This is a genomic window from Paraburkholderia sp. SG-MS1, assembly GCF_012275575.1.
GTDB lineage: Bacteria > Pseudomonadota > Gammaproteobacteria > Burkholderiales > Burkholderiaceae > Paraburkholderia.
In genome coordinates, this window is sequence record NZ_NPIH01000149.1 from 1 (window position 1) to 13925 (window position 13925).

Below are 13925 nucleotides of genomic sequence, written 5' to 3' on the forward strand. Positions count from 1 at the left end.
TCGCAGACTCGGCCATCGCCGCCGGAGGTTCTGCGTCCGCCCCAGCGGCTGCGCCCGTTTGCGCATCCTGCTCGACGAGTGCCGCCTGCGCTACCGACTCGTCCAGCCGCGTCTTCAGATTCGCGGCAAACGCTTCGGTCATCCGCGTCGCAAGTTCCTTGACGATCCCGCCGCGCGAGAACTGCGCGAGGCTGCCGGCAATCGAATAGTCCACTTTCACATCGACGCGAGTTTCGCCCGGCGTCGAGTCGTCGAGCGAAAACGCGGCTTCGCCCTTTACCCGCGACGCGCTTTTGCGATCCACTCCGCCGCCGGTGACGCTGCCGCGCCAGGCGGTGTCGTCGAGTTTCATCTCGCCGTCGCCCGCAAAACTCGCGACGATCGGCCCGAGCTTCACGGTCATCGCGAGTTTCAGCCGTCCTTCATCCGGCGGCGCGCTCAGCGACGCGCCCGGCAGACACGCGACGATGCCCGCTGTGTCGTGAAAGGAAGCCCACACTACGTCACGCGGGTACGGCACGGTAAAGCTTTGCTCTATTTCCATGAGAGGTCCGTTGGTTCGACGCGTGGTATCGGAATCAGACGACAGCAGCCGCAGCGACCGGCGCGGTCTGGCTCGCGCGGCGCGCGTCCAGCACGCGGCGGATCGCGCGCACGATGCCGACGTAGCCCGTGCAGCGGCATAGATTGCCCGACAGTTCGAGCCGCACGCGTTCGTCGTCGGCATCGGGCAGGCGCGTGACGATGTCGCGTGCGCTCATCAGCATGCCCGGCGTGCAGTAGCCGCATTGCAGCGCGTGTTCGGCCGTGAAGGCGGCGCGCAGCGCGTTCATCAATGCGTCGTCGTCGAAGCCTTCGATGCTCTGGACCTCCGCGCCCGCGCACGACACCGCCGATGTAATGCACGAGCGCGTCGGCATGCCGTCGACCAGCAGCGTGCAGGCCCCGCACACGCCCTGTTCGCAGCCGATGTTGGTGCCGCACAGCATCTGCTGCTCGCGCAGAAAATCGGCGAGGCTCGTGCGCGGCTCCACGGCCGCCGCCACGTCTTCGCGATTGACCCGCAGTACGATGCGCTGGGTGACGCAAGTAACGAGATCGGTCATGTCTGCTTCCTGTTGTCGCGGACCATCGCGATGGCGCGTTCGAGCGCCACCCGATGCACCTGGTATTCGTAGCTTCCCGCTGCGAGGCCGGCGGCCTCGAGATGCGGATCGAGCAAAGCGGCGTCCGCGCTATCGAGCAACGGGCGGGCGTTCGCGATCAGATACGGCGGACCGTCGATCGCGCCGATCACCGCGCGGCAGATGCCTGCCGGCGCGTCGTCGATGATGATCGCAATGGCCTCCGCGAACTCGCCGGGCTTACGGTTGAACTTGTAGTACGCCCAGCGTGCCGCCGATGACAGACGCCGCACACGCACGCCGGTGAGCATCTCGTCGTGCTCGAGTGCGGTGGTGAACGCGCCGCTCATCCAGTCGCCTGCCGCGAGCGAGCGCGACCCTTCAGGGCCTGCGACGAGCAGTTCGGCGTCGAGCGCGACCATCGTGTTGATCCAGTCGGCAGCGGGGTCCGCATGCGCGAGACTGCCGCCCAGCGTGCCGCGATTGCGCACGGCGCGATACGCGATGCCGCGCGCCACATAGGGCATCAATCCCTGCGTGCCGTCGTCCCATTTGCGGTCCTCGATCTCCGCGTGCGTGACGCACGCACCGAAGAAGGTCGTGCCGCCTTCGATCCGGCATTCGCGCAACGCGGCAATGCCGCGCAGGTCGACCAGCATGTCGGGCTGCGCGAGGCGCAGGTTCATCATCGGCCCCAGCGACTGGCCGCCGGCGACGAACTTGGCCATGCCTTCGCCCGGACTGACCATGGCGACCGCGCTGTCGCACGTCGCGGGTTTCGCGTAGTCGTAAATGGCGGCTTTCATACGGGCATGTCCTTCGTCGCGCGGACCTGGGTCGCCGCTCGCATCGCGTCGACGATGACGCGCGGCGCAATCGGCAGTTGATTGACCTGTACGCCGAGCGGGCGCAGCGCATCGTTGACGGCATTCGCAATCGCAGCGGGCGAGCCGATTGCGCCGCTTTCGCCGATGCCTTTCTGACCGAATTCGGTGTAGGGCGCGGGCGTTTCCATATGTTCGATACGGATCGCGGGCACTTCGGTCGCGCCCGGCAACAGATAATCGGCAAGCGTCGAGGCGAGCGGCTGACCGTCGTCGCTGTACGGCATCGCTTCATAAAGCGCCGTGCCGATGCCCTGCGCGGCCCCGCCGTACACCTGTCCGTCGACGACCATCGGATTGATCAGCACGCCACCGTCTTCGACGATCACGTAATCGAGAATGTCGGTCTTGCCGAGTTGCGTATCGACCGCGACGACGACCGCGTGGCATGCATAACTGAACGTGCCCGTGTCGCGCTTCGCCTGATACGACGTGGACACTTCGAGGCCGCGCGGATCGACGTCGGGCGGCAGCAGTTGCGGGGCGAGATACCAGGTGCGCGCGATCTCCGCGATCGTGCGGCTCGCGTCGGCACCGCACACCGCGCCGTTTTCCCAGCGCACGGCATCGAGCGGCTCCTTCAGCAGCCACGCGCCGATTGTCAGCAGACGCTGTTTGAGTTCCTTCGCGGCCTGGCCCAATGCGCCACCCGCCATCACGATCGAGCGCGAGCCCCATGTGCCCGTCGAGTAGGGCGTGACGCCGGTGTCGCCGAGCACGATGCGCACGCGCTCCGTATCGATGCCGAGCACTTCGTGCGCGATCTGCGCGAGCGTCGTTTCCATGCCCTGGCCATGCGAATGCACGCCCGCGCGCACTTCGAGAATACCGTCGGGCGTGAGGCGGATCACGGCCGGCTCGTAGCCCGGCACCATCGGAATGCCCCAGCCGTGGTACACCGACGTGCCGTGCGCGCCCTGCTCGCAGAATACCGCCATGCCGAAGCCGAGCTGCCGCCCATCCGGCTCGCCGCGCTGCTGACGCGCGCGAATCGCGGGCAGATCGATCGCGGCAATCGCGCGCCGCACGGCTTGCGGATAGTCGCCGCTGTCGAAGTGCTTGTTCGTGATGTTGTCGTACGGCATCTCGTGCGGCTCGACGAGGTTGCGCAGGCGCACCTCGTACGGCTCCATGCCGGCTTCAACGGCGATCGCGTCCATGATCGATTCGATCGCGTAGCACACGCCCGTGCGCGCGACGCCGCGGTACGGCAGGATCGGCGGCTTGTTCGTCGCCACCGACCAGGTCCGGCAGCGGTAGCGGTCCATCTTGTACGGCCCGGGCAGAATGCTGCCGACCTGGGCCGCTTCGAGGCAAGCGGAGAACGGGTACGACGAGTACGCACCCGAATCGACGCTGGCTTCGCAATCGACCGCGAGCAGGCGTCCGTCGCGAGCGGCGTAGGCCGTGATGTCGTAGTCGTGTTCGCGGCAGTTCGCGTTGGCGCTCAGTTGCTCGCGGCGGTCTTCGATCCACCGCACAGGTTTGTTCAGATGCATCGCGAGCCAGCCGCAGCACACTTCCTCAGGCAGCAAGATGCCCTTGTAGCCGAAGCCGCCGCCGACGTCCGGCGCGATCACGCGCACCTGGCCTTCATCGAGACCGAGACAGTGCGCGAGGCCCGTGCGCGTGATGTGCGGCATCTGTGCCGACGTGTGGACGATCAGTTGCGACAGACGTCGGTCCCAATGCGCGACCACGCCGCGGCCTTCCATCGGCGCCATGCTCTGGCGCGCGGTGCGCAGCTTGCGGTGCACCTTGATCGGCGCGTCGCGGCGGATCGCGTCGAGATCGACATCCGGCTTTGCGTCGACAAAGGTTTCGAGAAAGACGTTGTCGCCCCATTCTTCGTGAACGAGCGCCGAATCGTCGCGGCGCGCATCGAGCATATCGACGACGGCCGGCAACTCTTCGAAATCGACGAACACCTGCGCGGCGATATCTTCGGCGGCAGCGCGGCTCGCGGCCACGCACATGGCGATCGTTTCGCCGACCTGGCGCACCTTGGCGCGCGCCAGCACGGGCTGTTCGGACGGCTTGAAACCCGGCAGCCCGGAATTCGCGACGATCGGCTTCACGCCGTCCAGATCGGCGAGCGTGTAGACGAACTTCTCCAGACCAGCGGGCTTTTCGATTCCAACGATATGGCCGTGCGCGATCGGACTGCGCACGAAGGCGACATCGACCATCCCGACCATCCGGATGTTGCCGACATACTCGCCGCGTCCGTGCAGGAAACGGTCGTCTTCCTTGCGCGGCAGCGACGCGCCGATGCCTTGCGGCCGCTGCGGCGACTTCGTGGTGGCTGCACGTTTCATCGTGTCTCCTGTGAAGGGCGCGTCAGGCGGCGCGCGCCAGCGGCAGTTGCGGCGCATCGGCGTCGTAGCGCACGCCGTCGCGCAGACAGAAGCGCGGCGCGAGCATGCGCTCGGTGACGACCTGAGTGCCTTCGTTGTCTTCGAGCATCCAGCGGCCGCGCTTGTCGTCCAGCACCGTGATATCGGCGACACTGCCCACCTTCAACGTGCCGAGTTCGCCTTCCATGCCGATCATTTTCGCGGCGTTGCTGGTGGCCATCGCTACGACATGATCGAGCGGCAGGCCGAGCGCCAGCATGCTCGTCATGGCGCTGACGAGACTGAATTGCGTGCGGCCGAGAAACGAATGCTCTTCGTCGGGATGACTGTCAGGCGTGCCGGCAGGCGAGGGCACATGGGTGTTGTAGCCGTGCATGTCCGCGCCGAGCGTATCGGGTATCACGCCGCTATCGAGCACCACGCGCGCCGTCTTGAAGCTGAAGTGCGAGCCGTGGCCGACATCGATCTTCAGCCCACGCGCGACCGCTTCGTGCACGAGGGGGTGCAGCTTGCCGTTTTCTTCGACAAAGCCGCCGGGGTGCCGGCTGAACGGATGGGCGAGGATGTCGCCCGGCTTCAGCGTGTCGACCACCTGATTGAAGATCGAATCGGGATTCACGGCCAGCCCGCCGCTTTCGGGCTTCGGCCACAGCTGCCCGAAGTGGATATAGACGGGCAGGCTCGCATCGCGTCCGATCTTCGACGCTATCTTCATGACATCGAGCCCCCAGCGCGCAAAGCCGCCGATCTCCGCGTGCGCCTTCACGCCCTTGACGAGATCCGCATTGGCGAGCGCCGACTTCACCGTCGCCGCGGCATCGAGGCAGTCCGGGCGATAGAGGTCGGGGTAGTAATGGCCTTCGAGGCCGCCCACGAGGTAGGCCGAAATATAGGCGAACACGCGGGTTGCCGCGGGCTCGGCGACGAAATGGCGGAACCCTGGGATCGTGATGCAGCTTGCACCGCCCTGGTCGACGATGGTCGTCACGCCGGAGCGCACGCCGCACTGATCCGCGTTCAGGCCAAAGCGGCCCGTCACGTACTGATAGACGTGGCCGTGCGTGTCGATGAGGCCGGGCAGCACCAGCATGTCACGGCAATCGACCACCTGCGCCGACGGCGCCATGGAGGAAAGTGCAGGGCCGATCGCGGCGATCGCTTTACCTTCCACGAGAATGTCGAGCGTGGCGTCTAGGCCGGCGGCCGGATCGATCACGCGGCCGCCTTTGAGAAGAAGCTGGGACATGTTTCTGTGCAGTTCCGGGGACGAGATGCGTGGTGTACCGCAAAGAGTGTGCCGGTTTGGAGCCGTTGCTTCAAAAGACTGGTAAACGCCTTCGTATCAGGTACTTGCAACGCCTTCACAAAATAGATGCGTGCCATACCACGGATTTTTGCCGTCGGCTCCGCACCAATATGACGACTGCCGGTCGATGCTGCACCGAAAGCTGGCCCAATGCTTCGCGTTGGTGAATTGCATGGTATGCCACACAATTCTGCAAGCCCGCCGGATCGCATAGAATTCAGTATTCGTCCCGTATCAGCCCGTCTTTTCCCGCTCTTTCCAAGGCAGCCCATGTCGACCTTGACCTCTCCGGAAACGGACCTCGAAACGACCCGCGCCGAACTCGAACGCTTGCAGGCCAGATCGCCTTTGTTCGAGCGCCCCGGTTTTCTGATCCGGCGCCTGCATCAGATTCATGGCTCGCTATTCGCGGAAGAGACGAGCGAATTCAATATCACGCCCGTGCAATACAGCCTGCTGACGACGCTCGAGGCACTCGGTGAGATCGACCAGAACACGCTCGCCATCGAAATCGGCCTTGAACGCTCCAGCGTCGCCGAAGTCATCCCGCGACTGCATGCACGCGGTCTCGTCAATCGCAAGCAGGCCGCGCACGACAAGCGCCTGCGGCTCGTCAGACTGTCCGCGCAAGGCCGGCGACTGGTGGCGAAAATGGCGCCTGCCGTGCAGCGCGCGCACGATCGAACCATCGAGCATCTATCGCCTGCCGAGCGCGACGCTTTCATGTTGCAGATGATCCGTCTCGTCGAAGCCAACAATGAACGGACCGTCGTGCCATTGCGATTGCCCGAGGCGACGGCAAGCGATAACGATGATGACACGCCCTAAAACGGTTGCCGCTGCACTGCCGCTGGGCAGACGTGCCCGATCATGCGTCGTGACGTCGAGCGCGCCGTCGCTTTTAACTTCGTGCAAAGCGCCGTCGAGCATGAAGTTGCGAAGAAAAGTGCATGGTTGGCAGGCTTCGTGCTTAGAACGCTGCGTCACGGGATGAGCGTGAAGCTCAGCAACTGATAGGAAAGCTAGGGTTCCGGTCCGCGGTGTCATGCGGATGTCTGGTCCGAGAGCATTCCGGCTCCGGTTACGTTCGGGGCTCCACGGAGGGATAAAAGCCCGGGAGATGCGCATGAAGCGCTCTCCCGTACATTTTCTTCCCTCAGTTCAGGAGCCTTCCGTATGCCGTTCTCGTCGATGAAGACGTTGCGCACGTTGTCGCTCGCTGCAAGCATGCTTGCTTGCCTGTCGTTCTCCACTCCCGCTGCACAGGCTGCCCAGCCCCTGAAGATCGGTACCGTCGTCTGGATCGGCTATGGTCCGTTCTATGTCGCGGAAGCCCTCGATCTCTACAAGAAGTACGGGCTGTCGGTCAAACTCCAGTTCTTCAACGACCCCGGCCTGCTGCCTGCGGCGCTGACGAGCCATTCAGTCGACGGCGCGATGCTGACCTACGACCAGGTGATCGGCTCCGACGCGAAGGGGATGAAGCAGAAGGTCGTCATGCCGATCGACTTCTCGAACGGCGGAGATGCCATCGTGGCGACGTCTGATGTGAGGAAAGTCGCCGACTTCAAGGGCAAGAAGATTGCGTTCAATCCGCTTTCGCCGTCCGACTTCCTGCTGGCCTATGCGTTGCAAACCAATGGCTTGAGCGACAAGGACATCACGGCCGTCAACATGACGCCGGAGGCGATTCCCGGCGCCATGGTATCGGGCAGTCTGCCGGTCGGCGTCACGTATGAGCCGAACGTTTCGCAGATTCTGTCGGCGGACAAGAGCAAGTTCCATGTGGTGTATTCGTCGCGCAATGCGCCCGGTCTGATCGCCGATGTGCTGGTGTTCGAGCAGTCGTATATCGATGCCCATCCGGCCGAGGTGAAAGGCATTCTTCAGGCTTACGCGGACGGCATGGCCTATATGAAGAGTCACCCGGACGAGGCGAACAGGATCATCGGCAAGGCGCTCGGCATATCGGCGGACGAAGTGAAAAGCCAGCTCGATGGCGTGTACAACATTCCGACGAAGGAAATGCCGCAGAGCTTCGCCAAGGGACCGACGACGCGTTCGTACTTCACGAGCGGCGCGGTGATCGGCGCTCTGCTGCAAAAGAAAGGGCAAATCAGCGCGCCACCGGCGATCGAAACGACGATCGACGCGCAATTTGTCAATCAACTCGTGAAGTGACCGCCATGCGCAGCTTCTATCGATACCGCGACGGCGCGCTCCCGAACACGCTGGCGATCGCCTATTCGTTCGGCGGCTTCGCGTTGGGCATGGCGATGCTGCTGACGGCGAACCCATGGCTCACCGTGCCAGGTACGCTGCTGCTCGCGCACGCGATGATCCTCAGCGCCTATCTGCTGCATGACGCCGCGCACGGCGCGGTGTTTCGCACGGCCGAAGCGAATGCACGGCTCGGCGCGGCGCTCGCGTGGATCAACGGCAGTTGTTATGCGTCGTTTGCGGATCTCAGACGTAAGCACATGCGACACCATGTCGATCGCGCGGACGTGCTGACGTTCGACGCGAAGGCGTTCCTGCTGGGCTTGCCGCGATGGGTGCGCAGAGTCGTGCTGGCGCTCGAATGGGCGTATTTTCCGGCGGTCGAGCTGATCATGCATGGCTATGTGATCGCGATGCCGTTCATGCGCGAGGGCAAACGCTCGCAGCGCCGGCGCGTGGCGACGGTGCTGGTCGCACGGGCCGCGCTGTTCGTGTGGCTGGCGTGGATCTCATTGCAGGCGGCCGTGCTGTATCTGGTGGCATGGCTCGTCTGCCTGATCGTGTTGCGCTTTGCCGATGCCTATCAGCACACCTATGACGCGTTCGCCGTGCTGGAGGAGGGGGGTGCGATCCCCGCCGACAAGATCAGGGATCACGCGTACGAGCAACGCAACACGTATTCGAACCTCGTCTCGGTCCGCTATCCCGCGCTCAACCTGCTGCTGCTGAATTTCTCGTATCACAACGCCCATCACGACCGGCCGGTCGAGCCGTGGTACCGGCTGCCCGCCGCGCATGCCAGGCTTTACGGCGATGACGACAGCCAGGTCATTCCGATGGCACGCCTTCTGACGAGCTTTCATCGGCATCGTGTCAAACGGATTCTCGCGAGCGACTACGGCGTGATGGACATCACGAAGAAGCAGGCCGACGACTTCTATGGCGCGGTCGGCGTGTCGTTTCTCACCGCGGTATAGGTGCACCGATATGCAGATTGCTCTCGATGGCAAGGTTGCTCTCGTCACCGGCGCGGCCACGGGCATTGGGCGCGCGACGGCTCGCATGCTGGCTTCGGTCGGTGCGCGGGTCGCGGTGGGACACTTCGATCAGCATGAAGCAGCGAGCGAGGTGTGCCGCGGTATCGAAGCGGCGGGCGGCATCGCGCAAGCCTACGACTTCGACGTGACGGACAGCGCGGCGTTTCAGGCGACGGTGACGGCCCTCGGCGAACGCTGGGGCCGCATCGACGTGCTCGTGAACAACGCGGGCGTGCTGCTCGACAAGCCGTTTCTCGAGACCTCGGAGGCCGACTGGCGTCGCGTGGTCGATATCGATCTGACGGGCGTGTTCATCGGTTGCCGTGCGGTGCTGCCGTCCATGCTGGATGCGCGGCAAGGCGTGATCGTCAATATCGCTTCCGAACTCGGCATGCTCGGCCGCGCGCACTTTGCACCTTATTGCGCGGCGAAGGCCGGCGTCATCGCACTGACACGTTCGCTCGCGCGCGAGTTTGCGCCGACCGTGCGCATCAATGCGGTCGCGCCCGGGCCGGTTGCGACCGCGATGCTGTCCGCGGACCACATGAGCGCCGAAGCGCTGGCGCTCGAAGCGGCGATTCCGGCGGGCCGCGTGGGCTCGCCCGACGAAATCGCCGCCACGATCGTGTTCCTTGCTTCCGACCATGCCTCGTTCTACCACGGACAGACGATCAGTCCGAATGGCGGAGCGTGGATGGGCTGAGCTCACCTGAGCGCCTCGCGTGATTCGCTTGAAAGACACGCGCACGCGGTCGACCGATTCTGGAGAAGTCATCGATGAACGAAGTCCTGATGCAGCGCCTGAGCTGGGTGAACTATCGCAACCGCGTGCTGAACGACCAGGCGGTCGTGTTGTTGCCGTGCGGCGCGCTCGAACAGCATGGTCCGCATTTGCCGCTCGGCACCGATGCGTTGCTGTCGACCGCGGTTGCGACCGACGTGGCGCGTCAGCTCGGCGGCATCGTCGCACCGGCTTTCAACTACGGCTACAAGTCGCAGCCGAAGTGCGGCGGCGGCCAGCATTTTTGCGGCACGACGAGCGTGGATGGCAACAACCTGTCCCAGATGACGCGCGACGTCGTGCGCGAATTCGCACGGCACGGCGTGCGCCGGCTCGCGCTGATCGACGGCCACTATGAGAACCAGTGGTTTCTTACCGAAGGGATCGAACTCGCGATGCGCGACCTGTCGCTCAACGGGACGCGCACACCGGCGCTGCGTGTGGTCCGCCTCGAGTACTGGGACTTCTGCACCGGACCCACGCTGGCGAAGGTGTTCCCCGATGGCTTTCCGGGCTATGCGCTCGAACACGCGGCCGTCATGGAGACGTCGATGATGCTGCACTATCACGCGGACCTCGTCTCGCTCGACGACATACCCGACGAAGCGCCCGCTGATTTTCCCGACTACGACAGCTATCCGACGCGCACGTCATGGGTTCCGCTCTCGGGTGTATTGTCGTCGGCACGGGGGGCGAGCGCGGAGAAGGGCGCATGGCTTGCCGACGAAGTGTCGAGCCGAATCGCGGCCGCCCTGAAGGCCGAATTCAACGACGCGTAGCATCGAAGCATATCGTCAACGGAGACGCAGGCAAATGACACAAGTTTTGAGAGTGTGGCCCTTGCTCACCGCGATGCACCGGTACGACAAATCGGTATCGACGCGCAATCGCGGCGCAGGCACCGATATCGACGCACCGATCCTCGCGTATCTGATCGAGACACGGCAGGGGCGCATCCTGTACGACGTCGGCTGCGACTATCGCAAGATCGCGGATCCCGCGTTGCGCGAGCGTTATTACACGCAACGGGCAAGGCCGCTGCCCGTGCCGCAGATGACCGACGAGCAGCGCATTCCGGGTCATCTGGCGCGGCTCGGCCTGCTGCCTTCGGATGTGGACGTCGTCATGATCGGCCATCTGCATTTCGATCACGCGGGGGGCCTGTGCGACGTGTGCGGCTCGGACATTCACGTGCACGCTGATGAACTCGAAGCGGCGCGCGCGCAGGCGGACCTCGGCTACTTCCAGGACGACTTCGCGGGCGACTATCGCTGGCGCGTGCAGAGGGACGAGTACGAGCTCGCGCCTGGCGTGCGTGCGATCAACACACCCGGACACACGGCAGGACATATGTCGTTGTGGATCGAACTCCCGCAGGGCAAGCCCATCGTGCTCGCGGGCGATGCGGCCGACCTTACCGAAAACATCGACGACGAGATTGCGCCCGGGCTGTGCTGGAACGACCGTGAAGACATGGCGCTCGCCAGCATCCGCAAGCTCAAGGCACTCGCACGCGAAACGGATGCCGCCATCTGGCCGAACCACGACATTGCGTTCTGGCGAACGCTGAGCAGAGGAACCGCATGGCACGCATGACCTCGCTGCCGTATGACGATCAGCCCGCTACCACGCCGCCTGTGCCGCAGGCCTATCGCGGACTATGGCGCCGCACGCTGCTGACGACGGGAGACGGACGGATCGATCGCGAGACACGTGTGTTCTGGATGCAGACCGAGCGTTTGCACATCGATATCCGGGTGCCCGCCGCGCGCGGTACGTTCCACGCAGCATCGGCGCTGGCGGCGCTGACGCGCGAGCAATTGATCGAGCTGGCCGCGCAAATGGGCTTCGCGGGCGCGACGACGGTTGACGAGGCCGCCGTCGCGGTCGATCCCGGTGACGGCCGGCTCGACCGCTGCACGTGGCATCGGCAGATCGACTTCAGCCCGCCGGGCGACGCGCGCGATCTGGGGACCATGCGCTTCGAGACGCCGCATGTCGTACTCGAAGACGGCATCGAAGCCGTGTATCACGAACGCTGGGAGCGCGATCCGGCTTCGCTGGGGTTGACGTGGGCGGTGCGGCTGTCGCGCGAAGCCGCACATGCGGCGGGTTGGCTGGCCGACGATCTGGACGGCGCGGCCCGCGACGATGCGCCGTCGGTATTCATCGCACGATGCGGCGATTTTTTCATGCTCGCCCGCAGCCGCTCGCCCCAAGCGCAGGCCGTGCTGGCGTCATATCGGGGCAAGCGCCTCGCCGAAGTTGTCAGCGACCCGGCACTCGATATCGACGATGTACGGGCCTTGCTCGATTTTGAAATCTCGCTCGGGCGCGTCCGCGGCAATGACGGCGCGCGCTGGACGATCGAACTTTCGACGTTGCCCTGGCGCGAAGGTCAGCCTGCATTCGCCGATGCCGTTAGCGCGGCCCTCGATCGGCTTCAGGGCGAGCGCGGGCATGGCGCCGATCCAACCTGACGCATCACGCACTACTCAACACGGCCAGACAGGAGCTACGATGTCCACCACCGAACACGTGCTGAACCGGAAAATGCCGGCGGCGCAGAGGCCGCAGAAGCGCAAGCCGCCTTCGTTATGGGCTGTGCGCGGCGAGATCAGCCGCTCCGCCTATCTGATGTTCGCGCTCGCCGGCCTGCTGGTGCCGTTACTCTCGTGGTGGGCGCTGGCGTCGGCCGGGCTGGTCGCGAAGGTGTTCATGCCGGGGCCGCTCGATGTCGTTCATCGGCTGTCGATCTGGTGGACCGACGACGGCCTGCTGACCGACATCGGCATCAGCATGTATCGCGTTTGCGCCGGGTGGGCGCTGTCGGCGCTCGTCGCGGTGCCGCTGGGCCTCCTGATCGGCACGTTCAGGCCGATGCAGGCGCTGCTCGAACCGCTGACCGACTTCATCCGCTATATGCCCGCGGTCGCGTTCATTCCGCTCGTGATGCTGTGGGTCGGCATTGACGAAGGCTCGAAAATCGCGATCATCTTTATCGGCACGTTCTTTCAGATGGTGTTGATGATCGCGGAGAACGTGCGGTTCGTGCCGCTTGCGCAGATCGAGGCCGCGCAGACAATGGGCGCGTCACGCGAGGAGCTGGTGCGGCTCGTGATCTTCCCGTCGGCCAAGCCGGCGGTGCTCGACACGCTGCGTATCACGATGGGCTGGGCATGGACGTATCTGGTCGTCGCCGAACTGGTGGCGGCGAACACGGGGCTCGGGTATTCCATCCTCAAGGCCCAGCGCTATCTGCAGACCGACAAGATCTTCGCGGGCATTCTGCTGATCGGGCTGATCGGTCTCGTGATCGACCAGGCGTTTCGGCTTTCACACCGCCTGCTGTTCGGTAAATGGATGGCCAAACGATGAAATCCTCCATGAAAAAAATTGTCGTCGAAGGGTTGTGCAAGCAGTTCGGGCGCGGTGCCAACCCGGTGCGGGCGCTCGCCGATATTGATCTGACGGTCCGCGAAAACGAGTTCGTCACGCTGGTCGGCGCGTCGGGTTGCGGCAAGTCGACACTGTTGCGCATTCTGGGCGGCCTGGAAACGATCGACAGCGGCTCGCTACGCGTCGACGATCGCGAGATCGAAGGGCCGGGGGTCGATCGCGCGATGGTCTTTCAGAACTACAGTCTCTATGCATGGCTGACGGTCAGGCAGAACATCCGCTTTTCGCGCCTGCTGAAGGTCAACGGGCGCAACCGGACGCAGGCGGAAGTCGAAACGGCGAGCGGGCGCGCCGATGCACTGCTGCACTCGATGGGCCTGGCTCACGTCGCCGAGGCCTATCCGAACCAGTTGTCGGGCGGCATGCAGCAACGCGTCGCGATTGCACGCGCGCTGATGGGCAAGCCGTCGATCCTGCTGATGGATGAGCCGTTCGGCGCGCTCGACGCGCAGACGCGTGAAGTCATGCACGACCTGATCCTGCATGTCCATGCGCTCGAGAAAACGACGCTCGTGTTCGTTACGCACGACGTCGACGAAGCGATCTATCTCGGCCACCGGGTGGTGCTGATGGCGCCGCGGCCCGGACGTATCGATTCGATCTACGACGTGCCGTTGTCCGCGAGGCGCGATCCGGAGATGAAGCTGTCACCGGAATTCATCGCGCTCAAGCGTGAGATCCTTGCGCGGATACGGGAGACGTCCGGCATGAAGACGGATCTGGAGAGGCTGGAGCAGTTGACGCGGCAGTGATGGCT

Annotated in this window: 15 protein-coding genes and 1 riboswitch; of the genes, 10 read left to right on the forward strand and 5 right to left on the reverse strand. The window is 64.4% G+C overall.

Annotated features, from left to right (window positions below; translation table 11 throughout):
* The 5 genes from CIC12_RS11600 to CIC12_RS11620 form a co-directional block, all read right to left on the reverse strand.
* Positions 1-544 (reverse strand): SRPBCC family protein (locus tag CIC12_RS11600; protein WP_168664257.1); only part of this gene is annotated, 544 nt, incomplete at its 3' end.
* 34 nt (positions 545-578) lie between these two features.
* Complete coding sequence (locus tag CIC12_RS11605) at positions 579-1106, reverse strand: (2Fe-2S)-binding protein (protein ID WP_238812539.1); 528 nt, start codon at positions 1104-1106, stop codon at positions 579-581.
* A complete protein-coding gene (locus tag CIC12_RS11610; protein ID WP_168664258.1) occupies positions 1103-1930 on the reverse strand; it encodes an FAD binding domain-containing protein in 828 nt (275 codons plus the stop codon). The genes CIC12_RS11605 and CIC12_RS11610 overlap by 4 nt, the downstream gene beginning before the upstream one ends.
* Complete coding sequence (locus CIC12_RS11615; protein ID WP_168664259.1) at positions 1927-4326, reverse strand: xanthine dehydrogenase family protein molybdopterin-binding subunit; 2400 nt, start codon at positions 4324-4326, stop codon at positions 1927-1929. The genes CIC12_RS11610 and CIC12_RS11615 overlap by 4 nt, the downstream gene beginning before the upstream one ends.
* A gap of 22 nt (positions 4327-4348) precedes the next feature.
* Entirely contained in the window at positions 4349-5611 is a 1263-nt protein-coding gene (locus CIC12_RS11620; RefSeq protein ID WP_168664260.1) for an amidohydrolase/deacetylase family metallohydrolase, read from the reverse strand.
* 330 nt (positions 5612-5941) lie between these two features.
* Between CIC12_RS11620 and CIC12_RS11625 the strand changes: the two genes are divergently transcribed.
* The 10 genes from CIC12_RS11625 to CIC12_RS11670 all read left to right on the forward strand — a co-directional run bounded on the left by CIC12_RS11625 (position 5942) and on the right by CIC12_RS11670 (position 13920).
* On the forward strand, positions 5942-6499 hold the full coding sequence (locus tag CIC12_RS11625) for a MarR family winged helix-turn-helix transcriptional regulator (RefSeq protein ID WP_168664261.1): 558 nt from the start codon (positions 5942-5944) through the stop codon (positions 6497-6499).
* Positions 6500-6541: 42 nt separating this feature from the next.
* Complete coding sequence (locus CIC12_RS11630) at positions 6542-6685, forward strand: hypothetical protein (protein ID WP_168664262.1); 144 nt, start codon at positions 6542-6544, stop codon at positions 6683-6685.
* A riboswitch (guanidine-I (ykkC/yxkD leader) is annotated at positions 6683-6793 on the forward strand. It overlaps the preceding gene by 3 nt.
* A gap of 54 nt (positions 6794-6847) precedes the next feature.
* Positions 6848-7852, forward strand: a complete 1005-nt coding sequence (locus tag CIC12_RS11635; RefSeq protein ID WP_202984863.1) for an ABC transporter substrate-binding protein — start codon at positions 6848-6850, stop codon at positions 7850-7852.
* Between the two features lie 5 nt (positions 7853-7857).
* On the forward strand, positions 7858-8868 hold the full coding sequence (locus CIC12_RS11640) for a fatty acid desaturase family protein (protein WP_174772018.1): 1011 nt from the start codon (positions 7858-7860) through the stop codon (positions 8866-8868).
* Between the two features lie 10 nt (positions 8869-8878).
* The gene (locus tag CIC12_RS11645; protein ID WP_168664264.1) at positions 8879-9631 is read left to right on the forward strand and encodes an SDR family NAD(P)-dependent oxidoreductase; all 753 of its coding nucleotides are present in this window, start codon (positions 8879-8881) and stop codon (positions 9629-9631) included.
* 74 nt (positions 9632-9705) lie between these two features.
* On the forward strand, positions 9706-10488 hold the full coding sequence (locus tag CIC12_RS11650; protein ID WP_121322869.1) for a creatininase: 783 nt from the start codon (positions 9706-9708) through the stop codon (positions 10486-10488).
* A gap of 34 nt (positions 10489-10522) precedes the next feature.
* On the forward strand, positions 10523-11305 hold the full coding sequence (locus tag CIC12_RS11655) for an N-acyl homoserine lactonase family protein (RefSeq protein ID WP_168664265.1): 783 nt from the start codon (positions 10523-10525) through the stop codon (positions 11303-11305).
* A complete protein-coding gene (locus tag CIC12_RS11660) occupies positions 11293-12189 on the forward strand; it encodes a hypothetical protein (RefSeq protein WP_168664266.1) in 897 nt (298 codons plus the stop codon). The genes CIC12_RS11655 and CIC12_RS11660 overlap by 13 nt, the downstream gene beginning before the upstream one ends.
* Positions 12190-12229: 40 nt before the next feature.
* Complete coding sequence (locus CIC12_RS11665; protein ID WP_168664267.1) at positions 12230-13087, forward strand: ABC transporter permease; 858 nt, start codon at positions 12230-12232, stop codon at positions 13085-13087.
* Positions 13088-13095: 8 nt separating this feature from the next.
* Positions 13096-13920: an ABC transporter ATP-binding protein gene (locus CIC12_RS11670; protein ID WP_238812541.1), complete on the forward strand. Its 825-nt coding sequence runs from the start codon at positions 13096-13098 to the stop codon at positions 13918-13920.
* Positions 13921-13925: the final 5 nt, after the last annotated feature.

Bases quoted from the DNA above. Each gene is read 5' to 3' on its own strand.
- CIC12_RS11620 (WP_168664260.1), bottom strand. From the start codon at position 5,611: ATGTCCCAGCTTCTTCTCAAAGGCGGCCGCGTGATCGATCCGGCCGCC.
- CIC12_RS11605 (WP_238812539.1), bottom strand. From the start codon at position 1,106: ATGACCGATCTCGTTACTTGCGTCACCCAGCGCATCGTACTGCGGGTC.
- CIC12_RS11615 (WP_168664259.1), bottom strand. From the start codon at position 4,326: ATGAAACGTGCAGCCACCACGAAGTCGCCGCAGCGGCCGCAAGGCATC.
- CIC12_RS11670 (WP_238812541.1), top strand. From the start codon at position 13,096: ATGAAAAAAATTGTCGTCGAAGGGTTGTGCAAGCAGTTCGGGCGCGGT.
- CIC12_RS11665 (WP_168664267.1), top strand. From the start codon at position 12,230: ATGTCCACCACCGAACACGTGCTGAACCGGAAAATGCCGGCGGCGCAG.
- CIC12_RS11610 (WP_168664258.1), bottom strand. From the start codon at position 1,930: ATGAAAGCCGCCATTTACGACTACGCGAAACCCGCGACGTGCGACAGC.
- CIC12_RS11635 (WP_202984863.1), top strand. From the start codon at position 6,848: ATGCCGTTCTCGTCGATGAAGACGTTGCGCACGTTGTCGCTCGCTGCA.
- CIC12_RS11645 (WP_168664264.1), top strand. From the start codon at position 8,879: ATGCAGATTGCTCTCGATGGCAAGGTTGCTCTCGTCACCGGCGCGGCC.
- CIC12_RS11650 (WP_121322869.1), top strand. From the start codon at position 9,706: ATGAACGAAGTCCTGATGCAGCGCCTGAGCTGGGTGAACTATCGCAAC.
- CIC12_RS11625 (WP_168664261.1), top strand. From the start codon at position 5,942: ATGTCGACCTTGACCTCTCCGGAAACGGACCTCGAAACGACCCGCGCC.
- CIC12_RS11630 (WP_168664262.1), top strand. From the start codon at position 6,542: ATGCGTCGTGACGTCGAGCGCGCCGTCGCTTTTAACTTCGTGCAAAGC.
- CIC12_RS11640 (WP_174772018.1), top strand. From the start codon at position 7,858: ATGCGCAGCTTCTATCGATACCGCGACGGCGCGCTCCCGAACACGCTG.
- CIC12_RS11660 (WP_168664266.1), top strand. From the start codon at position 11,293: ATGGCACGCATGACCTCGCTGCCGTATGACGATCAGCCCGCTACCACG.
- CIC12_RS11655 (WP_168664265.1), top strand. From the start codon at position 10,523: ATGACACAAGTTTTGAGAGTGTGGCCCTTGCTCACCGCGATGCACCGG.